Source organism: Rhizobium sp. N731, from assembly GCF_001664145.1.
Taxonomy (GTDB): Bacteria; Pseudomonadota; Alphaproteobacteria; order Rhizobiales; family Rhizobiaceae; genus Rhizobium; species Rhizobium esperanzae.
Genome location: NZ_CP013601.1, coordinates 3,138,469 through 3,159,814 on the forward strand (window position 1 = coordinate 3,138,469; position 21,346 = coordinate 3,159,814).

At 62.0% G+C, this 21,346-nt stretch carries 21 protein-coding genes and 1 pseudogene; 10 read left to right on the top strand and 12 right to left on the bottom strand.

Annotated features, from left to right (window positions below; genetic code table 11):
• The first annotated feature begins 1 nt into the window (after position 1).
• Entirely contained in the window at positions 2-2,074 is a 2,073-nt protein-coding gene (locus tag AMK02_RS15450; protein ID WP_064804117.1) for a hypothetical protein, read from the top strand.
• 4 nt (positions 2,075-2,078) lie between these two features.
• On the top strand, positions 2,079-2,495 hold the full coding sequence (locus tag AMK02_RS15455; RefSeq protein WP_064804119.1) for a GNAT family N-acetyltransferase: 417 nt from the start codon (positions 2,079-2,081) through the stop codon (positions 2,493-2,495).
• On the opposite strand, the gene AMK02_RS15460 is transcribed toward AMK02_RS15455, so the two are convergent.
• Positions 2,496-2,996, bottom strand: a complete 501-nt coding sequence (locus AMK02_RS15460; protein ID WP_064804121.1) for a GNAT family N-acetyltransferase — start codon at positions 2,994-2,996, stop codon at positions 2,496-2,498.
• A 279-nt stretch (positions 2,997-3,275) separates the two neighbouring features.
• On the opposite strand from AMK02_RS15460, the gene AMK02_RS15465 reads away from it, so the two are divergent.
• Positions 3,276-4,286, top strand: a complete 1,011-nt coding sequence (locus AMK02_RS15465; protein WP_064804123.1) for a glutathione S-transferase family protein — start codon at positions 3,276-3,278, stop codon at positions 4,284-4,286.
• Positions 4,287-4,370: 84 nt separating this feature from the next.
• On the opposite strand, the gene AMK02_RS15470 is transcribed toward AMK02_RS15465, so the two are convergent.
• Positions 4,371-4,850 carry an NUDIX domain-containing protein gene (locus tag AMK02_RS15470; protein ID WP_064804125.1) on the bottom strand — a complete coding sequence of 160 codons (480 nt, stop codon included), beginning with the start codon at positions 4,848-4,850 and terminating at the stop codon, positions 4,371-4,373.
• 70 nt (positions 4,851-4,920) lie between these two features.
• Here AMK02_RS15470 and AMK02_RS15475 point away from each other — a divergent pair, with 70 nt between their 5' ends.
• The 4 genes from AMK02_RS15475 to AMK02_RS15490 all read left to right on the top strand — a co-directional run bounded on the left by AMK02_RS15475 (position 4,921) and on the right by AMK02_RS15490 (position 8,084).
• Positions 4,921-5,829 carry a metallophosphoesterase family protein gene (locus AMK02_RS15475; RefSeq protein ID WP_064804127.1) on the top strand — a complete coding sequence of 303 codons (909 nt, stop codon included), beginning with the start codon at positions 4,921-4,923 and terminating at the stop codon, positions 5,827-5,829.
• Between the two features lie 158 nt (positions 5,830-5,987).
• Complete coding sequence (locus AMK02_RS15480) at positions 5,988-6,548, top strand: tetratricopeptide repeat protein (protein WP_064804128.1); 561 nt, start codon at positions 5,988-5,990, stop codon at positions 6,546-6,548.
• Between the two features lie 185 nt (positions 6,549-6,733).
• Positions 6,734-7,243 carry an RNA polymerase sigma factor gene (locus AMK02_RS15485; RefSeq protein WP_064804130.1) on the top strand — a complete coding sequence of 170 codons (510 nt, stop codon included), beginning with the start codon at positions 6,734-6,736 and terminating at the stop codon, positions 7,241-7,243.
• Between the two features lies 1 nt (position 7,244).
• The gene (locus tag AMK02_RS15490; RefSeq protein ID WP_064804132.1) at positions 7,245-8,084 is read left to right on the top strand and encodes an anti-sigma factor family protein; all 840 of its coding nucleotides are present in this window, start codon (positions 7,245-7,247) and stop codon (positions 8,082-8,084) included.
• A 99-nt stretch (positions 8,085-8,183) separates the two neighbouring features.
• Here AMK02_RS15490 and leuA read toward each other — a convergent pair whose 3' ends face one another.
• The 4 genes from leuA to AMK02_RS15505 form a co-directional block, all read right to left on the bottom strand.
• The gene (gene leuA, locus AMK02_RS15495) at positions 8,184-9,902 is read right to left on the bottom strand and encodes a 2-isopropylmalate synthase (protein WP_064804134.1); all 1,719 of its coding nucleotides are present in this window, start codon (positions 9,900-9,902) and stop codon (positions 8,184-8,186) included.
• Between the two features lie 156 nt (positions 9,903-10,058).
• Positions 10,059-10,184: a hypothetical protein gene (locus AMK02_RS32470; RefSeq protein WP_257784615.1), complete on the bottom strand. Its 126-nt coding sequence runs from the start codon at positions 10,182-10,184 to the stop codon at positions 10,059-10,061.
• Between the two features lie 60 nt (positions 10,185-10,244).
• Complete coding sequence (locus AMK02_RS15500; RefSeq protein ID WP_064804136.1) at positions 10,245-11,474, bottom strand: benzoate/H(+) symporter BenE family transporter; 1,230 nt, start codon at positions 11,472-11,474, stop codon at positions 10,245-10,247.
• 150 nt (positions 11,475-11,624) lie between these two features.
• On the bottom strand, positions 11,625-12,209 hold the full coding sequence (locus AMK02_RS15505; RefSeq protein WP_011426306.1) for an ATP-dependent Clp protease proteolytic subunit: 585 nt from the start codon (positions 12,207-12,209) through the stop codon (positions 11,625-11,627).
• 231 nt (positions 12,210-12,440) lie between these two features.
• Between AMK02_RS15505 and AMK02_RS15510 the strand changes: the two genes are divergently transcribed.
• Complete coding sequence (locus tag AMK02_RS15510; RefSeq protein ID WP_064804138.1) at positions 12,441-13,199, top strand: DUF2076 domain-containing protein; 759 nt, start codon at positions 12,441-12,443, stop codon at positions 13,197-13,199.
• A gap of 135 nt (positions 13,200-13,334) precedes the next feature.
• Here AMK02_RS15510 and queF read toward each other — a convergent pair whose 3' ends face one another.
• From queF to AMK02_RS15530, 4 genes are all read right to left on the bottom strand, one after another.
• The gene (gene queF / locus AMK02_RS15515; protein ID WP_064804140.1) at positions 13,335-13,799 is read right to left on the bottom strand and encodes a preQ(1) synthase; all 465 of its coding nucleotides are present in this window, start codon (positions 13,797-13,799) and stop codon (positions 13,335-13,337) included.
• The gene (gene emfA, locus AMK02_RS15520) at positions 13,799-14,713 is read right to left on the bottom strand and encodes a CDF family cation efflux transporter EmfA (protein ID WP_064804142.1); all 915 of its coding nucleotides are present in this window, start codon (positions 14,711-14,713) and stop codon (positions 13,799-13,801) included. Before emfA ends, queF begins: the two co-directional genes overlap by 1 nt.
• A 196-nt stretch (positions 14,714-14,909) precedes the next feature.
• A complete protein-coding gene (locus tag AMK02_RS15525; RefSeq protein ID WP_064804144.1) occupies positions 14,910-15,590 on the bottom strand; it encodes a DUF2161 domain-containing phosphodiesterase in 681 nt (226 codons plus the stop codon).
• A 12-nt stretch (positions 15,591-15,602) separates the two neighbouring features.
• Positions 15,603-15,842, bottom strand: a complete 240-nt coding sequence (locus AMK02_RS15530) for a hypothetical protein (RefSeq protein ID WP_064804145.1) — start codon at positions 15,840-15,842, stop codon at positions 15,603-15,605.
• Positions 15,843-16,254: 412 nt separating this feature from the next.
• Between AMK02_RS15530 and AMK02_RS15535 the strand changes: the two genes are divergently transcribed.
• A complete protein-coding gene (locus AMK02_RS15535) occupies positions 16,255-17,205 on the top strand; it encodes an IS110 family transposase (protein WP_064800413.1) in 951 nt (316 codons plus the stop codon).
• Between the two features lie 252 nt (positions 17,206-17,457).
• Here AMK02_RS15535 and AMK02_RS15540 read toward each other — a convergent pair whose 3' ends face one another.
• Both AMK02_RS15540 and AMK02_RS15545 read right to left on the bottom strand, forming a co-directional pair.
• Positions 17,458-19,647, bottom strand: coding sequence for an anthranilate synthase (locus AMK02_RS15540; RefSeq protein WP_064804147.1), 2,190 nt, complete (start codon positions 19,645-19,647; stop codon positions 17,458-17,460).
• 269 nt (positions 19,648-19,916) lie between these two features.
• Positions 19,917-20,327: pseudogene (locus AMK02_RS15545) on the bottom strand (TonB-dependent hemoglobin/transferrin/lactoferrin family receptor); the annotation flags it as partial.
• 6 nt (positions 20,328-20,333) lie between these two features.
• Here AMK02_RS15545 and AMK02_RS15550 point away from each other — a divergent pair.
• Positions 20,334-21,344 (top strand): extensin-like domain-containing protein, encoded by a 1,011-nt coding sequence (locus AMK02_RS15550; RefSeq protein WP_064804151.1) that lies wholly within the window; start codon positions 20,334-20,336, stop codon positions 21,342-21,344.
• Positions 21,345-21,346 lie beyond the last annotated feature (2 nt).

The following is a 21,346-nucleotide window of genomic DNA, read 5'->3' on the forward strand; positions in this document are numbered from 1 at the left end:
GATGACCTTCGATTTTTCACCCTTCCTGCCCTGGCCGATTCTAGCGGCACTGGCCGCCGCCAGTGCTCTCATCGCCGCCTTTGCGATCTTCCGCGGCATTCGCGGCGCCTGGATCAGGACACTGGCCGCCCTCGCCCTGCTGAGCGCCCTTGCCAACCCCGTACTGCTGCAGGAGGATCGGGATCAGTTGTCGACGATCGTCCCCGTCATCGTCGATCGGAGCCAAAGCCAGCAGACACCCGAGCGCATGAAGATGACCGATGACGCGCTTGCGGCATTGAAAGGGCAGCTTGCCCGCTTCCCCCAGATAGAACCCCGCTTCGTCGAAGTCGAAGGCGACGTCAATTCCGACGTTCCGTCCACCCGCCTGTTCGATGCGCTGGCAGCCAACATCGCCGATGTCCCGGCCACCCGCATCGGCGGCGCCATCATGCTGACCGACGGCGAAGTCCATGATGTCCCGGCCGCCAATCAGGCGCTTGGCTTCGATGCGCCGATCCATGGTCTCGTCACCGGCAAGCCCAAGGAATTCGACCGTCGCATCGAAGTCATCAAGGGACCGCGCTTCGGCATCGTCAACGAGGAGCAGCAGGTCGTCCTGCGCGTCTTCGACGATGGTCCGAGCCCCGGCGGCACGGCCGACGTCACGGTGAAGCTGAACGGCGACGAGATCGCTACCTTGCAGGCAACGCCCGGTCAGGATACGCCTTTCTCCTTCAAGGTGCCGGCTGGCGGCAGCAACGTGCTCGAATTCTCCGTCGCCGCGCTTCCCGGCGAAGTCACCACCGCCAACAACCGCGCCGTCCACGTCATTGACGGCATTCGCCAGAATCTGCGCGTCCTGCTCGTCTCCGGCGAGCCGCATGCCGGCGAGCGCGCTTGGCGCAACCTACTGAAATCCGACGCCTCGGTCGATCTCGTTCACTTCACCATTCTGCGTCCGCCGGAAAAGCAGGACGGCACGCCGATCAACGAGCTGTCGCTGATCGCCTTCCCGACGCGTGAACTCTTCATCGACAAGATCAAGGATTTCGACCTGATCATCTTCGACCGCTATCAGGACCGCGCCAACGTGCTGCCGATGCTTTACTATGACAACATCGCCCAGTACGTGGAGAACGGCGGCGCGCTGTTGATCGCCGCCGGTCCGGAACACGCGAGCCCAGAGTCGATCGCGATGACGCCGCTCGCCTCTGTGCTGCCGGCAGAGCCGACCGGCCGGATGATCGAAAAGGCCTTCTATCCTCGCCTCTCCGAGGAAGGGCGCAAGCATCCGGTCACACGCGGCTTGGACGGCTCCGGCGAGGACCCGCCGCATTGGGGCCGCTGGTTCCGCAGCGTCGATGTCGAACGGCCGCAGGGCGAAACGATCATGGTTGGCGCCGACAACCATCCGTTGCTGGTGCTGAACCGCGCCGGCCAAGGCCGCGTCGCCATGCTGCTTTCCGATCAGGGCTGGCTGTGGGCGCGCGGCTTCGAAGGCGGCGGTCCAAATGTCTCGCTGTATCGCCGCATCGCTCATTGGCTAATGAAGGAACCAGCGCTCGAGGAAGAAGCGTTGACGGCGCGCGCCTCCGGCCGAACGCTCGAAGTCACGCGCCAGACGATCGGCGACAATCCTGGTAACGCCACCGTGCGTTACCCCTCCGGCAAGACCGAAACCTTGCCGCTCACCCAGACGGAACCGGGGCTCTACAAGGCCGAGAAACGCATGAACGAAGTCGGCCTCTTCGAAATCCGTAACGGCAAGTTATCGACGCTTGTGCATATCGGCGCTGTCGATGCGCCCGAATTCAAGGCGATGATCTCGACGACCGACGTGCTGAAGCCTGTCGTCGACAGGAGCAAAGGTCTCGTGACCCGTGTCGCCAGCGAAAAGGGCGCGATCAGCGTTCCGCCGATCCTGCCGGTGCGCGGTCAGGTCCGCGTCTCCGATAACGAGCGTATGATGATCCGCATGACCAACGAAACGGTCCTGAAGGGAATCAACACGCTGCCGCTCTTTGCCGGCTTCGCCGGCGTCGGCATCCTGCTGCTCGCTTTCGGCGCCATGTGGTGGCGCGAAGGGCGATAGTCGCATGCCGGAGTTCGAGCTCACGGCATCGCCTTCGGCTGGGGAAGTCGCGGCAATCACCGATGCACTCTCGGCCTTCAATAACAGCGATGTCGGCCCTTCGGACCGCCAGCCGCTCGCCGTGCTCATCCGCGATACCGCCGGCAAGGTGACCGGCGGCCTGTCGGGCTTTACCGCCTGGGGCTGGCTCTTCACCCAAGTGCTTTATATCCCCGATACGCTGCGCGGGACGGGCATAGCCGGCAAGATCCTCGCAATGGCGGAAGACGAGGCCAAGGCGCGAGGATGTCGTGGCGCCTGGATCGATACCTTCAACCCGCAGGCTCTCCGCGCCTATCTGCGCCAGGGTTATGAAATCTTCGGCGAGCTTGAGGATCTCCCGGAAGGCCGCACCCGCAGCTTCCTCCGGAAAAATCTCTGATCATCCGCGCCAAGCGATTATGCCTTTCAGCCGCTCGTGCACACCCTCGGCGATCGGAACGACCAGCACCCGGCCGGGATCGACGGGACCTGGAAAGGCAAGCGCGTTATAGGCCACCTTCTCGAAGCCGAGCGGGCCGTAATAGGGCGGATCGCCGACCAGGATGACGGCTTCCGAACCCTTGCGCCGCGCAGCTTCCACCGCGATCCGCACCAGTTCCCGGCCGATACCGATATTTTTGTGCGAGGGTCGAACGGCAAGCGGGCCAAGAAGATGCCCCTTCACCGTGCCGGCCAGCACCGGCGTCATGCGCACGGAGGCGATCGTCTCGCCGTCGTCGGCGCAGATAAAGGAAAGCGACAGATCATGCGGCCCCTGCTCGCGGATGCGCGCGGCGGCACGCGTGAACCGGCCCGGACCGAAGGCTTCTTCATTGATGTGTTCGATGGCGGCGTCGTGGGACGCGTCTTCGGTGAGGTAGACGAGATCGTGCTTGTACATGATGACAGAAACCGGTTGGACAGATTGATGGGTCTCGAATACGCCTTCGGCGTTCGGAGCATCAGCGTCGTCGCAGGTTTCTGGAAATGAACATCAGACAGGCGTTCCTCAAATCGTGAAAAGGCCGATAGCAGGAAAAATTTCCGCCGTCCAACGCAAAATGCACACCCGATCCTGCTGGCGCGGGGGCGTGACGCACTGTTCAATCTTTACCGCCTGCAAAGCCCCGCTATCTCAGCTAACGTCAATTCCAACACGCCAATCAAGGGAATGAAAATCATGGGAATGCTTGTGGACGGCGTCTGGCATGACGTCTGGTACGACACGAGGGAGAGCAAGGGCCACTTCAAACGGCAGCCCTCGCAATTTCGCAACTGGGTGACAGCAGATGGCGAGGCCGGGCCTTCCGGAAGCGGCGGTTTCAAGGCCGAGGCCGGGCGGTATCATCTCTATGTCTCTCTCGCCTGCCCTTGGGCCCATCGCACCTTGATTTTCCGCAAACTGAAGAAGCTGGAGGAGCTGATTTCGGTTTCTGTCGTGGATCCGCTGATGCTCGAGAATGGCTGGGAGTTCAAGATCGGTGACGGCGCTACCGGCGATCATCTCTTTGGCGCTGGGACACTCTGGCAGATCTACGTCAAGGCGGATCCGCACTATTCCGGCCGTGTTACCGTTCCCGTCCTCTGGGACAAGCAGACCGGCACGATCGTCAATAACGAGTCGGCCGAGATCATCCGCATGTTCAACAGCGCCTTCGACGGGCTGACGGGTTCGAAGGCCAATTTCTATCCGGAGGATCTCCGTGCCGAGATCGACACGCTGAACGCCACCGTCTACGACACCGTCAACAACGGCGTCTACAAGGTGGGCTTTGCCACAACTCAAGAAGCTTACGAGGAAAATGTCGGCAAACTGTTCGAAACACTCGATATTCTCGACGAACGCCTGGGCAAGGGCCGCTACCTTTTCGGCGACAGATTGACCGAGGCTGATTGGCGCCTCTTCACCACGCTGGTGCGTTTCGACACGGTGTATGTCGGCCACTTCAAGTGCAACATCCGCCGCATCGCCGATTATCGCAATCTGCCCGGCTATCTCAGGGATCTCTATCAGACGGCAGGCGTTGCCGAGACGGTAAACCTGAAGCACATCAAGCAGCACTACTACCGCAGTCACAAGACGATCAACCCGACCGGCATCGTCCCCATCGGCCCGGCGCTCGATCTCGACAGCCCGCATGGCCGCGCTACAGCGCCGCGCGTCTTTTTAGACGCGCAAAGGACGCTGTAGAACTTTAAATTGCCGCATAATTTACTCTTAAATCGATTCCGACTTAAGAAATTATGCAGCGGGCTGAATGCAGCCTGAAGCTTCTCACCAGCGGTGGTCTGGCTCCTGCTCGCCCCGAAGCTCGGCGAGGCGGCGATACGTCGCCTCGGTCGTACCCTCGGGCAGGCTGTCGAGCGAAAAGAACCCACTGTCGGAAATCTCCCAATCCGGCGGCCGCGGTGCCGTCTGCTCGACGGTTACGCGATAGAATACGACGTGGTCGCGCCGGGTGGTCGTGGTGTTGAAATAGACCTGGACCAGCTGGGGTTTTCCGATGATTCTGAGGTTGCCCTCCTCGCGCAGTTCCTTGATCAGCGCTTCTTCGGCCGTCTCGTTGCGTTCCAGCCCGCCGCCGGGCATATGCCAGCCGCCGATATAGCTGTGGCGCACGAGAAAGATCCGGCCGTCCGCATCGAAGCAGGCGGCCCTGACCCCCATCGTCATGCCGCGGGCGAAGGAGAAATAGACATGCAGGAGGCGTAGCGCCAGCCTGATGTGAGGGGGCCGCTTCTCTTTATCCACCATCGTTCCGTTTCGGCTCTTCATCGCGCCGGATGTGTTTGATTTGTCAATAAGCTGGTCTATGTCTCGTAGCATGTTCAAGCTCGCGCATATTTCCGACGTCCACCTCGGACCACTGCCTCGTCTTTCCATTCAAGAGCTGTTTTCCAAACGCATAACCGGCTTTGTGAACTGGCATCGAAATCGACGCAAGCACCTTTTCGCCAGCACGCTGGATCTGCTTCTCGATGACATCCGCGCCCATCAGGCCGATCATTTGGCCGTTACCGGCGACCTCGTCAACCTGGCGAGCGGCATCGAGATCCGCGCCGCCGCCGCCTGGCTGCGCGCGCTCGGCGATCCCGCCGAAACCTCGGTCGTTCCCGGCAATCACGACGCCTATGTGCCGGGTGCCTATGAGAAATCGATGCGGGCCTGGTACGATTATGTCCGCGGCGATCTCGCCTCGCCGCAATGGCAGGAAGACCGCCGCATCTTTCCCTATCTGCGTGTCCGCGACAAAGTTGCGATCGTCGGCTGCTCCACGGCCGTCGCCACGCCCCCTTTCGCCGCCTCCGGCTTTTTCAGCGCCCGCCAGGCCCGCGACACGGTGAACATGCTGCGCGCGGCGGGCGAAGCCGGTCTCTTCCGCGTCGTCATGATCCATCATCCGCCGATCCGCGGCGCCACCGCCTTCCACAAACGCATGATCGGCATCCGCCGCTTCGCGGCCGTGATTTCGACCGGCGGCGCCGAGCTCGTGCTGCACGGCCACACGCATCTGAATACGCTGCACTGGCTGCGCGGCCAGGTGCAGCCGGTGCCTGTCGTCGGCATCGCGTCGGCCTCGCAGGGGCCGGGCAGCATAAAGCCGCCGGCCGCCTACAACCTCTTTTCCATCGACGGCTCTCCGGGCGCCTGGGAACTCACCGGCGAGCGCTTCAGCCTGAACAGGACAGGCGATGCGATGATGTCGGAAAGCGTCGATATTTTCGCGCCTTAGCGCTGACTTCGGACTCTGTTTATGCGGCACTTGAATCAATCTCGGAAAGCGCTTCGCCACCGTCGCAACATTTGTCATGGAGGCGGCCTACCCTCTTGGTATTTTTACCGGTAAGCGTACAATCCAGCCGACTGCATCGCCTCAGAACGGAGCCGCCAATGACTTCCCCCTTCCATCGCCTGTGCAGAACAACACTTGCCGCCGGCTTTGTCTTCGGCATGGCAAGCGCCGCCTTCGCGGTCGGCGACAGCAACGACGACACCAATCCGCCGCCGAAGACGCAGACGACCAAGACCTGCACCGGCGGCAAGGTCTGGGACAAGGCCAAGAAGGAATGCGTCACTCCGAAGAAGAACAGCTTCAACGACGACGATCTCTATAAGTTCGCCCGCGAATTCGCCTATGCCGGCCAGTATGAGAATGCCATCGCCGTGCTCAATCTTGCCCTTAATCAGAACGACCCCCGCATTCTGAACTATCTTGGCTATGCCAATCGCAAGGCCGGTCGCATGGAGCTCGGCATGTCCTATTACCGCAAGGCATTGCAGGCGGATGAGAATTATATTCTCGCCCGCTCCTACATGGGCATGGCACTGGTGGAACAAGGAGACATCCAGGGAGCGCGCGTCCAGCTCGTCGAAATTCGCGACCGCGGCGGCGAAGACACCTGGGCCTATCGCGCTCTGCTGCAAAGCTTGAACGGTTACAAGACATATTGACGCAAGCTTTGCGGGCTAGATTGGGAAAACCCCTTGGGAAAGGGGATAGGATGACCGAATGCTTGCGAAGTGCAGTGGATTTGCTTCATAAAGCATCTGCATCTCCGGTGCCAACAAAGCCGGTTTCGCGTCCGATGGCGAAGCTTTCGTCCGCGAAACCATTGTGAATGCTTCTTGGATAGACAATGCGTCAGCCCGCAACGACCATCGACCTCCGGCGTGATCTCGTCGGCCTTCTGCCCCACCTTCGCCGCTTCGCGATCACGCTCGCGGGCGAAGCCGGTGTGGCCGACGAACTTGTCCAAGCCGTCTGTCTGCGCGCCATTGCCAGGGGGCATCAGTGGAATGGCGAGGGCCGACTGGAAAGCTGGATCTACACGCTTGCCCGCCAGCAGTGGACGGAGGACAGCCGCAAGCGGAAGCCGAAGGCGTCGGCACGCGGCAACGTCACCGATATCAGAGAGGCTGCGCGTGAACGCTCGGCCTTGGTCGATCCCGACGCCATCCATCGCATGATCGCCGAAATGCCTGAGGGCGTTTCCTCGATCTTCCTGCTCGTCGATGTCGAAGGTCACAGCTATCAGCAGGCGGCCGACATCATGGGCATTTCGACGGTAAGCGTCGTCTCCCAGCTGGCGACCGCAAGGCTGCATTTCGCCGGACTTGCCGGCACCCACCCCATCCACAGGTACTGAATTGCTCGATCTTAGGAAATTGCCGCTAGAAGCCCAGCTCACCGCCCTTCTCGACGGCGAGGTCTCTCCCGAACAGCGGCACGAACTGGAACAGCGTCTGGCTAGCGACGAGAGCGCGCGGCGTCTGCATGAAAAGCTGCGCCATGGCGCCGATTTCGGCCGCCGCCGCCTGGACGATGTCCTGAAGGAGCCGGTGCCGCTCGCCCTCGTCCGCTCGATCAAGAGCACGCAGCCGCCAAAGACCCCGATCACCCAGCGCGCCATACGCCCCCAGGTGAAACTGGCTCCCAGCGGCCCACAGGCGCTGGCAGCCGCTCTGATCCTGTTCGTCGTCGGTTGCGGCATTGGCTATTTTGCCGCCACCACCCCGGATGCCGACGAGATCGCCACCACGACCGCCACGGCGCCCGCCAATACCAATGACTGGCTCGGCGACGTCACCGCCTATCAACGCCTGCTGATCCGCCAGCCCCGTCACCTCGTCGAAGTGCCGGCCTCACAGGCCGAAGAAATCTCCAGCTGGCTGACGACCGCCATCGGTGTGCCTTTCCGTGTGCCGGATCTCAGCACCGAATCCTGGACCTTCCAGGGTGCCCGCGTCATCCTCGGCGACAACCGGCCTGTCGGTCAGCTCGTCTATTCCAACAGCGACGGCGACATCATCTCCATCTGCTTTCGGAAGGACGCGCAGCCGTCTGAGACCGACGACTTCAAGGAAACGATCAAGGACGAGATTGGCCTGGTCACCTGGCACAATGCCGGCACCTCCTATGTTCTCGCCGGCCCCTCCGCCGAAGCCAACCTCGGCCAGCTCGCCATGAAGATCGCCACCGCGATCTGATCGGCAGATCGACGATTTGACGTGGCCCACAGGAGCGAATGCCCGAGCATCCGCAACGGGCAATCCTGATCAAAGCACTGATATTACGTCACCTATCGATCAAGCCTTGCCAGCTTTCACCTCGAGCACCCGGTTGGCCGCCGAGACGATCGCTTCCAGCGATGCCGCGACGATGTTGGTGTTGATGCCGGCGCCGAAGAGTTTGCCGCCGGGATAGGAGGTCTCGACATAGGAGATCGCCGCCGCGTTCGAGCCGTGCTGCAGCGAATGCTCCGAATAGTCCTCGACCGACATTTCGATGCCGAGATAATGCGACAGTGCGTTGATGAAGCCGTCGATCGGGCCGTTGCCGCGCCCTTCGATGCGCTTGATCTCGCCATTGTCGGTGATTTCAGCTGCAACGATCCGCTGGCCCTTGCGCTCGGTGTCGGGATAGGTGTGGTGGTCGACGAACTTGAGGCGCGCCTCGGGCTGCGTCACGTAGCGCTCGATGAAGCGGTCGTAGATGCGCTTCGAGGGAAGCTCCTTGCCCTCGACATCGGTGATGCGCTGGATTTCTTCACGGAACTCGACCTGCAGGTTGCGCGGCAGGTTGAGCCCGTAATCCTGCTGCAGGATATAGGCGATGCCGCCCTTGCCGGACTGCGAGTTGATACGGATGATCGCCTCGTAGGAACGGCCGACATCACGCGGATCGATCGGCAGATAAGGCACTTCCCAGACAGGATGATTGGCGACCTGTGCGGCCTTCATGCCCTTGTTGATCGCATCCTGATGCGAGCCGGAGAAAGCCGTATAGACCAGCTCGCCGACATAAGGGTGACGCTCGGCAATCGCCATCTGGTTCGAATATTCGAATACTTCCTTGATGCGCTCGATGTTCGAGCAGTCGATCCCGGGATCGACGCCCTGCGTGAACATGTTGAGCGCCATCGTCACGACGTCGACATTGCCGGTGCGCTCGCCATTGCCGAACAGCGTGCCTTCGACGCGGTCGGCGCCTGCCAGCAAGGCCAGTTCGGCGGCGGCGATGCCGGTGCCGCGGTCGTTATGCGGATGCAGCGAGACGATCAGGTTCTCGCGATTGTCGAGGTTGCGGCACATCCATTCGATCTGGTCGGCATAGACGTTCGGCGTCGCCATCTCGACGGTGGACGGCAGGTTGATGATGAGCTTGTTGTCGGGCGTCGGCTTCACCACCTCGATGACGGCGTTGCAGATCTCCAGCGCCACTTCCAGCTCCGTGCCGGTGAAGCTCTCGGGCGAATATTCGAAACGATAGCCGCCGCCGGCCTTGGCGGCCATGTCGGTGATCATCTTGGCGGCATCGACGGCGATCTGCTTGATGCCCTGCACATCCTTGGCGAAAACGACGCGGCGCTGCAGCTCGCTGGTCGAGTTATAGAAATGCACGATCGGCCGGTTTGCGCCTTCCAGCGCTTCGAAGGTGCGGGTGATGAGCTCCGGGCGGCACTGTACCAGCACCTGCAGCGAGACATCGGCGGGCACGTTGCCCTCTTCCACACACCAGCGGGCGAAATCGAAATCCGTCTGCGAGGCGGAGGGAAAGCCGATCTCGATTTCCTTGAAGCCCATCTCCAGCAGCAAATGGAACATCCGGGCCTTGCGATCGTGGCCCATCGGGTCGACCAGCGCCTGGTTGCCGTCGCGCAGATCGACCGAGCACCACACCGGCGCCTTGGTGATAGTCTTTGTCGGCCAAGTGCGGTCGGGAATATTCACCTGCGGATAGGGCCGGTATTTCGTCGCGGCATCGGGCATGCCCTTCGCGGAGGATCGGCTGTTGGTATTGTCCATTGTCTTGTCTCCTCGTCCCGGCATTTGCCCCGCCTCTTAGCCGATCGAATCGGACTTGGCGATAAACAAATGCGGACCTTCGTCGGTCGTTAGGTCAATTTTGAAAGTGAGTCGCGAGGAGCGATACCGGGCGGGCTTTCGGCCGCCGGGCGCTCCTCAACGGACCCGGCAACCGCGCGTAAGGCCGAGGAGAAGAAGCGAGGTCACGGCGCTCGAGACGTCACGCAGGGCGATGCGGCCGCGTGCAATCGTGTCGGAAATCTTGGCGCCAGAGGTCTTCATGGCCGCGCTTATAACCTTGGGCGGTGAAACTGGCAAGCCCTCGCGGCCCACCCCCTTCCGTTACTTCGACTGAGACTGTCGTTTCCAAATCCTCACCAGCTGCGACAGCGCGAGCATCAACCCGCCGGCGATCAATCCCCAGAAGGCGCCTGAGATGCCGCCGAACGAAACGCCCGATGCCGTTACGAGGAAAGTGATCGCCGCCGCCTCGCGCGATTCCGGCGCCTGGAAAGCCGACATCGCCGAGGATGAGAAGGCCCCGACCAGCGCCAGCCCCGCCACCGCCTCGATCAGAATAGGCGGCGCCAAGGCGACGAAGGCCGTCACCGCGCCTGCGAGCAGCCCGAGGATCACATAACCGACGCCAGCGATCAGCGACGCCCAATAGCGCCGCTTGGGATCGGCATGGGCGTCATGCCCGGCGCACATTGCCGCGGTGATGGCCGCCAGGTTGACGGCGTGTCCACCGAAAGGCGCCGACAGCAACGAAAAGAAGCCTGTGACGGCAAAGAGCGGACCTGGCTTCGGATCGTAGTGATTGACCTTCAGCACGGCGATACCGGGAATGTTCTGCGAGGCCATGGTGACGATGAAAAGCGGCAGCGCGATCGAGATGAAGGCTGCGAGGCTGAACACCGGGCGGACGATTTCCGCAGCTGGCACCAGCGATCGTTCGAGCGAGGCGAAAGCACCGTCGGGAATGTCGACGCCGAAGGCGAGCACCAGCACGAAGGCTGCAAGCGCGGCCGGCACCGCCCAGAGACGCCGGAACGCGCCGACGACGATCCAGGAAATGACGATCGGCAGACCGAGCAGCGGATTGAAGCCGATCGCCTTCACCGGCGCAAAGCAGAGACCGATCAGCACACCGGCGAGCATCGCGTTGGCGAGCGGCGCGGGAATGGCGGCCACCGCCCGGCCGAGCGGCTTGAACAGCCCGGCAATGATGATCAGCACGGCGCAGACGAGGAATGCGCCGACCGCCGCATTGAAGCCGCCCTCGATTGCGCCTGTGCTTGCGAGCAGCGCCGCCCCCGGCGTCGACCAGGCGACGCTGATCGGCAGTCGAGTCACGGCGCTGAGCACGATCGCGCAGACGCCCATAGAGATCGACAATGCCATCAGCCCCGAAGCGGCCTGCGCATCCGTCGCACCCACCGCCTGCAGCCCGTGCAGCACGACGGCGAAGGAGCTGGCGGAGCCGACGAAAGCGGTAAGCAGACCCATGAACAGGGCCTGGACGGAAAAATCTTTGAGCATGGCGGACTCTGAGCTGCTGGAATGGCGCATGGAGCATAATGGTTGCCGCCCGCGCAAGTCCAGATTGAGGCCTTTCCGTCCAGCTCTGCCGGTCGATGACCGCAAGCACCATCCGAAATCAAGACGCCCTCACCCGCGGTCGGCAGGCAAGGGCGTTTCGAAGGTTCCGACCGAGAAAACTCAGATGTCGGCTTGCGACGTCACGATCCGCGAGACAAGGCCGTAGTCCTTCGCCTCTTCGGCCGAGAGCCAGTAGTCGCGATCCGTGTCCTTGGCGATCTTCTCGAGCGGCTGGCCGGTGGCCTCCGCCATGATCTTGTTCAGGCGCTCGTTCATCTTGATGATCTCACGTGCCTGGATCTCGATGTCGGATGCCATGCCGCGCGTGCCGCCCGACGGTTGGTGCAGCAGGAAGCGCGTGTTCGGCAGGCACAGGCGCCTTTCCCTGGGAGCCGCGACATAGATCAGCGCGCCGGCCGAAGCGACCCAGCCGGTGCCGATCATCCACACCTTCGGCTTGATGAACTTGACCATGTCATGGATGGAATCGCCGGATTCGACGTGACCGCCGGGCGAATTGACATAGATGCGAATGTCTTCGTCGCTCGCCGCAGCAAGTGCGACGAGCTGCGAGCAGACCTTCTGCGCCAGTTCCTGGTTGATCGGTCCATAGATGAAGATCGAACGCGACTTGAAAAGATTCGCCTCCGTTTCCTTGCCGAGCGGCAGTTCCTTCGTCTTGTCGTCCTGTTCTTCGTCGTTCATTCGAACCTCTCGGAGATGAATTCGGGTTCCTCGCACATAGTGCGACTCAATGCCTAAAACAATGCGGGAAAAACACAAGGCACCGAAGCGATGGAGATATCCTTAAGAAGCCGCGCACCGTTCCGCAAGCCTTACTGAAATGTAACGGTGGAAGGCTTTGAAAAGCCGGAATCGGTTCCTACCTCACCTCTCACATGGCAACCGCCAAACGAGATCAACAGGAGACCGGACATGTCACCGGAAGAACGCCAATTGCTGACCGCCCTCTTCGACCGCGTGCGCACGGCGCAAGCCCAGCCGCGCGATCGCGAGGCCGAAGCCCTGATCGAGCAGGCGACGCGCGAGCAGCCGTCAGCCACTTATTATCTCGCCCAGGCGGTCATCGTGCAGGAAAAGGGGCTTGAAGCGGCCGCCAACCACATCAAGGAACTCGAGGAGCGCGTCCGGCAGTTTGAAGCCGGAGCCAGCGAGCACCACCAGGCCGAACAGGGCGGCGGCTTCCTGAGCTCGATCTTCGGCAATACCCAGACACAGCAGCCCGCGCCTGTCCCCTCCAATCCCGGCCCCTGGGGGCAGCCGTCCCGCGCCTATGACGAGCCGCGCGGCTACGATCGCCAGGCGCAGCAGCAGCCCACCGGCCCCTGGAGCCAGCAGGCCTATGTGCCGTCTGCCGGCGGCAGCTTCCTGCGTGGCGCACTCGGCACAGCCGCGGGTGTTGCCGGCGGCATGCTGCTTGCCAACTCCTTGAGCGGCATCTTCGGCAACCACATGTCCTCGCTCGGCTGGGGCTCGCCTTTCGGCGCCAACCCTTTCGGCAATGTGGCCGCGCCAACCGAAGAGACCGTCATTAACAATTATTACGGCAACGACGACACGCGCCAGGCCTCTGATAATGCCGGTAATGATAATGACGACAATGTGCAGCAGGCCGATTACGACGATGGGGACGATTACAGTGATGACTCGTCCGGCGACGTTACGGATGTTTGAGGTTTAACGGGCCGAAATGGCCGGCAGTTGGTTTTACATTGCCGCACCGTATCCCGGCCCTTCGCTTGGGCTCAGGGCGTTCGTCCCTGCAATCGATTCACTGGATCGATTGCTCGGGCGTTGCCCGACCGCTCCTCACCCACGGCCACGATAGGTGGCGACGCCCTGCTCCGGCAGCCACACACCTTCCGGCGGCTTACCCGTCTGCCAGAAGACGTCGATCGGAATGCCGCCACGCGGATACCAGTAAGCACCGATGCGAAGCCACTTGGGGTCGAGCAGTTCGACGATGCGCTTGGCGATGTAAATCGAGCAATCCTCGTGGAAGGCGCCGTGATTGCGGAAGGAAAACAGGAAGAGTTTCAGCGACTTCGATTCCACAAGCCATTCGCCGGGGATGTAGTCGATGACGATATGGGCGAAATCCGGCTGCCCCGTCATCGGGCAGAGCGAGGTGAATTCCGGCGCGGTGAAGCGCACGACATAGTCGGTGCCGGCATGATTGGACGGCACTTTTTCCAGCACCGCCTCTTCCGGCGATTTCGCAGTTTCGGCTTGCTGACCCAGCATCGACAGGCTGGAAACATCGGTATTCGGCATCATGCCTCCTTGACGACTTTGACGCGGATGCCATGGGCCTTTTCGCCCTCCGGCTCCACATGAATGGCTATTTTAGCGCCCTCATGCACCGCTCTGATGGCATCCTCAAGGCGGTCGCATATATCATGCGCCTGTCGCACGGACATAGTGCCGGGCACCACCATGTGAAAATCGATGAAAGTGACGGTGCCGGCCCGCCTCGTCTTCAGGTCATGCACGCCGATCGAACCCGCCGCATGGGTGGCGATCGCCTGCTTGATCGCTTCCTCTTCCTGCGGCTCGACCGCCTGGTCCATCAGACCGCTGATCGATTGCGAGATCACCTTCCAGCCTTGATAGAGAACGTTGCAGGCCACGAGGATGGCAAGCACCGGGTCGAAAATCGCGTAACCCGTCGCCAGCGCCAGCAGCAGCCCGACGAGCACGCCCACGGATGTCACCACATCCGACATGATATGCTGCCCATCCGCCGCCAGTGCCGCCGAGCGGTGTTTGCGCCCGGCGCGGATCAAAAGTTGCGCCCACACCGCATTGATGACGCCAGCCGCCAGATTGATCGCAAGGCCGAGCACCGGTGCATCGAGCATGCGCGGCGCAGCGAGATAGCCGACCGCCTCGTTGACGATCAGCAGCGCGGCGACGACGATCAGTACGCCCTCGGTGACGGCAGAGAGATATTCCGCCTTGTGATGGCCGAAGGGATGGTCGTGATCGGCCGGCTTCTGCGCATAGCGGATGACAAAGAAAGCGATGAACGCGGCAACGACGTTAACCGTCGATTCAAGTCCGTCCGACAGCAGCGCCACCGAGCCGGTGACCCACCAGGCCACCATCTTCAGCCCCATGACGCCGAGCGACAATGGAATCCCCCACATCGCCAGCGTCCGAACCGTCAGATCGCCGTTGTCGCTCATATCGTCCTCCTGCGGTTGCGAATGAATTGCAGGGTCTAAGCCATTGAAATGCAAAACCGCCCACGCGAATGTCGCGAAGGCGGCCCAGTTGAGGGTGATATGGGCGATGATGGAGGATTTGTCAAAGAGAATGACACGTCCCTCACAGATGTTGCCGCCCCGACAGACAAGCGCGGGCGCAGGATGCGCAATCCCGCTACAGCGCCGAGAGAGCCGGATCGGGCTGGACAGACTGCGGCCATCGCAGAAGAGCGGCCTGTCCCGCCGGCGTCAGGGCATAGACGCCCTTTTCCTGGCGCTCGAACCATCCGTAGACATTGTCGCGCAGGATCGGACCGGCCTTCGGCGTAAGCGCCTTCATATCCCGCGGGCGCACAATTCCCCGGTCGAGCGCGGCCGCGCAGAGCAGCGCCTGCTGTCGATAGGCCGTCATGATCGGCGCCCGCGAGCCGCCGCCAACGGCAGGATCGCCGCGACGGCGCTGATGCTCCTTGACGAGGCGTGAACGCCGCTTGGGATTGGTTCGCGGCATCGGCGAAATGGAACTGACGATGACGCTGACCTCGCCGCCATCCGAGACACCGAGCATGCCGATGCCGAGCCGCCGGCAGAGGTCGCGGTAGCGCTTGTCCGTCTCTCGCCCGCGCCCCTTGGCCGAAACGCGCGCCGCGATCCAGACCTCATCGCTCATCGCCGCGCGATCGACCGCTTGGAGAAGCAGTTCGAGATTGAAGGTGAGCTTCAGTTCGCAGACGACCACGACCGGCGGCTCGCCATCGCTCAAGCCAACGAGATCGCATCCACCGACCTCGCCCTTGACGGCATAACCGGCTGCCTCCAGGAAGGTTTTTACCGGCAGGTAGAGCGATGTCTCCATGGGAAATCGCGCTCAGGCAGCGTTGAGATCGGCAATCTCGCCATATCGCGCGAGCAGTCGCGGGGAGCTCATGTCGCCGGTTTCCTCGTCGACGACGACGGCGTAGGCCGCGACCCCGACGAAACGCTCGGCCATCGCCGAAGCGATCTTTTCCGCGCTGACGGCATTCGATGCCTGGCGCATTTCGCCGGGCACAAGATTGCCGCGGTTCTTGCGGTAAGGGAGCACGATGAACTTTTCAGCATTGGCCACGGTGATGGGTTCCGGTTGATCGTTCCTGAAATGTTCTGATTTGACTGATAAAGTCAACCGCTTTGAAGGACCACCTGCCGGGTTGCCCTGTCATATCCAGGTCGGAATGCCCGCCCGCCCTTCGAGGCTTCGCCTCCGGCCACGCAGGGCGAGGCTATCTTGAGCGCTGGAGCAGCAATTACCGCAGAACCCTGCTGCGCCCCACATCCGGCTGCCGCCACCTTCTTGGATGAGCAAAATGTAGGATACTGATGCCTGCCGGGCGGGTGGCCGCCCGCCCGGCAGCTGGTTGTCGGATCGTCACCTTCTTAGCCGTTAGGGGCTGTGGGGAGCAGGATCGCAACCGGCTCTTCATCTGGCCCGTGTGGTTGCAGGAACCTTGGGGTTCGTATCCAAGACAGGGACGACGAAGATGACCGATAATAGCATGATTTGTGCCGGAATCGATGTCGGCAAAAGCCATCTCGACATTGCCCTCCATCCCGGCCGCGCAAGGCTGAGGGTCACTTATGACGCTGCTGGCCTGAAGGCGCTTGACGCCTTTCTTCAAGAGCATGACGTCAGCCGCATCGGCTTCGAAGCCTCCGGCGGCTATGAATGGCGGTTGCTGGCGCATCTGCGGGCCGGCAAGCGGCCGGCGGCGCGTCTGCAGCCGGCGCAATTGCGCTTCTTTGCCAAGAGCCGGCTCAAGCGAGCCAAGAACGATCGCCTCGATGCCGTGCTGATTGCGCTCTTCACGGCAAGTCTCGAGCAGTTGCCGGCGCTGCCGGATGCACGCCTCGACAAACTGGCGGCCGAACTGACCTATCTGGAACAGATCGAGCAGCAGATCGCCCTGATCAAAACCTTTGCCGAGACCGCCTTGTCGGAGGCGATCAAGCGCCGTCATGCGCGCGAGGTCGCCCGCCTCGAAACCTGCCGAAAGGCCCATCTGCTGCGGCTCGAAAAGATGGTTCGCGACGATTGTGACCTTTCGCAACGGCTCGATCTGCTGACCTCTATTAAGGGCATCGGGCTGCGCAGCGCCCTGTGCCTGATCATTCGGCTGCCCGAGCTCGGCCATGCCAGCCGCGCCGAGATCGCCGCCCTTGCCGGCGTCGCACCCTATGACGATGATAGCGGAAAATATCATGGCAGACGCCGCATCCAGGGTGGTCGCGAACGCCTGCGAAAGAGCCTGTTCATGTGCGCGTTTACGGCAACCCGGCACAATCCGGATCTCGCCTCTTTCTACGCCCGCTTGCGTCAGAACGGAAAGGATCACCTGTGCGCCGTCATAGCCGTCGCACGCAAACTCATCGTTCTCGCCAACACAATCCTCTCTCGAAAGACCGAATGGACGCCACAATACCAGCAAAAATGAAACATGGTTGCTCCCCGCCAGCGTCCGCCAGCGGGGGAAGGGAACACGCCGCAACCTCTCCGTTCCTCGTTGGCCTCCCGGGGCACGTCCGCTCGCCCCGTTTTACAGGGAGAGGGTGAGGGTGAGGGGCAATAGCCGCCTCCTCCAACGTCCTTTATCTGAGGCGCGATCCGCTGGATCGCCTCGAAGGACACACTCGACGCCGCTCCTAGCCCCTTCCCGTGGTCAGGAAGGGCGAACCGGAATTGCCAATCAAGCCGCCTTCGTCTTCACCTTGCGCGCCAGATGCGCCACGACGTTCTCGATCATCCGCATGCCGGCATCGCCGCCGAGCGTCATGATCGATTCCGGGTGGAACTGCACCGCGGCGATCGGCTCCTTGGCGTGTTCGATGCCCATGATCGTGCCGTCTTCGCTTTCAGCCGTGATGATGAATTCACGCGGCAGCGTCGAGGGATCGGCGAAAATCGAGTGGTAGCGGCCGACGGTCACCTCCTTCGAAAGGCCGGAGAAGACGATGCCCGGCTCCAGCACGCGGATGCGCGACGGCTTGCCGTGCATCGGCAGGGCCAGATGGCGCAGTTCCCCGCCATAGGCTTCGGCGAGCGCCTGCAGGCCAAGGCAGACGCCGAAGATCGGCAGGTTGCGCGCCCGCGCCTTCTTGATCGTCGCCTTGCAGTCGAAATCCTTGGGCGTCCCCGGCCCGGGCGACAGCACGACGAGATCCGGGTTCAGCCGGTCGAAGATCTCCTCCGGCACTGGCGTGCGCACGGTCGAAACCGTCGCTCCCGTCTGGCGGAAATAATTGGCCAGCGTATGAACGAAGCTGTCCTCATGGTCGACGAGCAGGATGCTGACGCCCTTGCCAACGGAAGCAACGTCGCGCTGAATCTTGCCGGAATTGCCGATCTTGGCGTCTCGGATGGCGGAAAGCATGGCGGAGGCCTTCAGTTCGGTTTCGGCTTCTTCTTCGTGCGGGTCGGAATCGTTGAGTAGCGTCGCGCCGGCGCGCACTTCGGCGATGCCGTCCTTGATGCGCACCGTGCGCAGCGTCAGGCCGGTATTCATGTCGCCGTTGAAGCCGACCATGCCGATCGCCCCACCATACCATGCGCGCGGGCTCTTTTCATGGCTCTCGATGAAGCGCATCGCCCAGAGCTTCGGTGCACCGGTGACGGTGACCGCCCAGGCGTGGCTGAGGAACCCATCGAAGGCATCCATGTCGTCGCGCAGCCGCCCCTCGATATGATCCACCGTGTGGATGAGGCGCGAATACATTTCGATCTGCCGGCGGCCGATCACCTTGACCGAGCCCGGCTCGCAGACGCGGCTCTTGTCGTTGCGGTCGACATCCGAGCACATGGTAAGCTCGGATTCGTCCTTTTTGGAATTCAGGAGCTTCAGGATCTGCTCGCTGTCGGCGATCGGATCGTCACCGCGTTTGATCGTGCCCGAGATCGGGCAGGTCTCGATGCGGCGGCCGGATACGCGCACGAACATCTCGGGCGAGGCGCCGACCAGATATTCCTGATTGCCGAGATTGATGAAGAAGGAATAGGGCGACGGATTGATCGCCTTCAGCCGCCTGGAAATATCCGAAGGCTTGCTTTCGCAGCGCTCCATGAACTTCTGCCCGGGCACGACTTCGAAAAGATCGCCCTTGCGGAAGCTTTCCTTGGCTTTGACGACGAGTTCGGCATATTCGCCCGGCCGGTGGTCGCTCTTCGGCGGTATGGCATCCGTCTGCTTGAAGGGCTCGGGCGCGATATCTTCCGCCTTGCCTTCGGTCGTCACGCCGTTCTTCGCGAAATCATAGCGGTCGATCCAGGCCTTGGCGGCATAGTTGTCGACGACAAGGATTTCGTCCGGCAGGTAGAGCACCATGTCGCGCTGGTCGGAAGGCCGCGTCAGCTTCAGATCGATCGCATCGAATTGGAAGGCGATGTCGTAGCCGAAGGCGCCGTAGAGCCCGAGGCTCGCATCGGCCTGCGAATAGAAGAGGTCGGTGACAGCGCGCAGCACCGTGAAGACGGTCGGCATCTTCGAGCGCTCTTCCTCGGTGAACACCCGGTCCGGCGCCTTGACGGAGAGGTCGAGGCGGCGGGCGGAGGAAGCGCCGAGCACGAGATCGGACACTGTCTTCAGCCGCTCCGTCACGAAGCCGAGGAGCACCTCGCCGCGCTCGTTATAGGCCTCGATCCAGACGTCGCGCCCGAAGGAGGAGATGCCGAGCGGCGGATCGACAACGGCGGTATCCCAGCGCGTATAACGGCCCGGATATTCGTAGTTCGACGAGAACACCGCGCCGCGGCGTTCGTCGAGCTTATCGATATAGGAGGAGACCGCATCGCCGTAAGGGATCGCCCGACGCTGCCGGGTGACGGATATGCCGCCCTTGGTCTCGTAGATTTCCGCACCATCATCCCGCAGGATCGTTACCATTGTTCCACTCCGTTATCGGGCCCGGACGACAGGCAGCGATAAAACAAAAAAGCCGCCTCGAAGTTTCGGGCGGCTCACTCGTCGTCGTCTTTGGACACGATTGGTCGAGGCCGCCTCAGCGAGCCCACCACCAAACAGCAATGTTCAAGGACGTGATCATGGAAAAATTGTTAGCCTGAGATCAGCCGCCGCGCAAGAGGCGATTGCGCAATGAAAAAGGGCGGCCCGAAAACCGCCCCTCCCCAGCCGTGAAGGTGTGTCGCCGGCAGTCAGAAGGTCTTCGTGAGCGACACCTTGAAGGTACGGCCCGGCTCGGAATACCAATCACGAGGCTGCGATGCGGTCGAGACCAGGTTGACGTCGCGTACGGCCAACGCGTTGAAATATTTCCGGTCGAAAATATTGTAGACACCGGCTTGAACGCGTAGGCCCGGCAACTGTTCCGGCGTCCACCAGCCGGTCAAGTCGACAATTGCATAACCGGGTGCATTGAGATGGTCGGTGAGCATGCCGGCAGATAGCGTCGAAGACAGATCGAAGCCGAAGGTGTCATTGCTCCAGCCGCCGCCGACAATCGCCTTGAACGGCGCCACCGAGCGCAGGCGCTGGGTGGTTTCTTCATTCCTGCCGTAGGCATAGGCAAGCGAGGCATGCAGATTGATGCCGTTATTGAAAGCCTTGCACAATTGCAACGAAAACCGCTCTCATGCGTTGCTTCTAGCCACCAATACCAGGAACCGGATGGATTGAGAAAATTTTCGACATTGGCGATCCTGCTCGCCGCTACCGCCTTTCTTGCCGGCGCCCGCCTGCCCCCCCACGGTCCATTGCCCGAGCCGCGGCCCGATGACGGGCAGACGACCGGTCCCACTCCACCGTCCTCGGAAAAAGCGGAACCCTCCGCGCCTGAGCAGGTGCCGACCCCTCAGCCGAAACCTGAGGTAAAGGAGCCGGAGACATCCGAACCGGACCAGCCGCCTGCTCCATCAGCCGAACCGGCAAAGCCTGAGCCTGCAGAACCCATGCAGGGCCCGCCGCTTCCGCCGGGCCAGGTCGAAAGCCCGCAGACTCCGCCGGAAGAAAAGCCGCCCGGCGAGCAGACGCTTGAAGAGCAGCATCTGACGATCGAATCCGAAAGCGACGCTGAGCATGCCGAATGCACGGCCGCACTCAAGGAGTTGGGTGTCGTCTTCAAGGAAACGCCGCGCATCGATGACGGCAACGGCTGCGGCATCGACAAACCGATCATCGTCTCCGAGGCTCTGCCCGGTATCGCCCTCAAGCCGGAGGCAACGATCCGCTGCCCGGCGGCACTCGCACTTGCCCGCTGGTTGAAGGAGAGCGTCATCCCTGCCGCTTCCGCCGCCCTGCCTGAGCAGGGCCGTATCACCGCCGTCAACCAGGCTACCGCCTATATGTGCCGCCTGCGCAACGGCGCCGAAACAGGCAAGATCTCCGAACACGCCCGCGGCAACGCCATCGATATTGCCAGCTTCCATTTCCAAAAGGGCGAGGATGTCGCCGTCCGCTCCCGCCGCGAGGACTCGACACTTACCGGCGCCTTCCAGCGCGCCGTCAGCGCCGCCGGCTGCCTCTATTTCACCACCGTCCTCGACCCGGAAAGCGACGCGGCCCACGAAACCCATTTCCATCTCGACGTCATCGAAAGGAAGGGCGGCTATCGTTATTGTTATTGACG

What these genes read in the sequence shown, in the direction of transcription:
- AMK02_RS15450 (WP_064804117.1), top strand. Translation starts at nt 2, where the DNA reads ATGACCTTCGATTTTTCACCCTTCCTGCCCTGGCCGATTCTAGCGGCA.
- AMK02_RS15455 (WP_064804119.1), top strand. Translation starts at nt 2,079, where the DNA reads ATGCCGGAGTTCGAGCTCACGGCATCGCCTTCGGCTGGGGAAGTCGCG.
- AMK02_RS15460 (WP_064804121.1), bottom strand. Translation starts at nt 2,996, where the DNA reads ATGTACAAGCACGATCTCGTCTACCTCACCGAAGACGCGTCCCACGAC.
- AMK02_RS15465 (WP_064804123.1), top strand. Translation starts at nt 3,276, where the DNA reads ATGGGAATGCTTGTGGACGGCGTCTGGCATGACGTCTGGTACGACACG.
- AMK02_RS15470 (WP_064804125.1), bottom strand. Translation starts at nt 4,850, where the DNA reads ATGGTGGATAAAGAGAAGCGGCCCCCTCACATCAGGCTGGCGCTACGC.
- AMK02_RS15475 (WP_064804127.1), top strand. Translation starts at nt 4,921, where the DNA reads ATGTTCAAGCTCGCGCATATTTCCGACGTCCACCTCGGACCACTGCCT.
- AMK02_RS15480 (WP_064804128.1), top strand. Translation starts at nt 5,988, where the DNA reads ATGACTTCCCCCTTCCATCGCCTGTGCAGAACAACACTTGCCGCCGGC.
- AMK02_RS15485 (WP_064804130.1), top strand. Translation starts at nt 6,734, where the DNA reads ATGCGTCAGCCCGCAACGACCATCGACCTCCGGCGTGATCTCGTCGGC.
- leuA (WP_064804134.1), bottom strand. Translation starts at nt 9,902, where the DNA reads ATGGACAATACCAACAGCCGATCCTCCGCGAAGGGCATGCCCGATGCC.
- AMK02_RS32470 (WP_257784615.1), bottom strand. Translation starts at nt 10,184, where the DNA reads ATGAAGACCTCTGGCGCCAAGATTTCCGACACGATTGCACGCGGCCGC.
- AMK02_RS15500 (WP_064804136.1), bottom strand. Translation starts at nt 11,474, where the DNA reads ATGCGCCATTCCAGCAGCTCAGAGTCCGCCATGCTCAAAGATTTTTCC.
- AMK02_RS15505 (WP_011426306.1), bottom strand. Translation starts at nt 12,209, where the DNA reads ATGAACGACGAAGAACAGGACGACAAGACGAAGGAACTGCCGCTCGGC.
- AMK02_RS15510 (WP_064804138.1), top strand. Translation starts at nt 12,441, where the DNA reads ATGTCACCGGAAGAACGCCAATTGCTGACCGCCCTCTTCGACCGCGTG.
- queF (WP_064804140.1), bottom strand. Translation starts at nt 13,799, where the DNA reads ATGCCGAATACCGATGTTTCCAGCCTGTCGATGCTGGGTCAGCAAGCC.
- emfA (WP_064804142.1), bottom strand. Translation starts at nt 14,713, where the DNA reads ATGAGCGACAACGGCGATCTGACGGTTCGGACGCTGGCGATGTGGGGG.
- AMK02_RS15525 (WP_064804144.1), bottom strand. Translation starts at nt 15,590, where the DNA reads ATGGAGACATCGCTCTACCTGCCGGTAAAAACCTTCCTGGAGGCAGCC.
- AMK02_RS15535 (WP_064800413.1), top strand. Translation starts at nt 16,255, where the DNA reads ATGACCGATAATAGCATGATTTGTGCCGGAATCGATGTCGGCAAAAGC.
- AMK02_RS15540 (WP_064804147.1), bottom strand. Translation starts at nt 19,647, where the DNA reads ATGGTAACGATCCTGCGGGATGATGGTGCGGAAATCTACGAGACCAAG.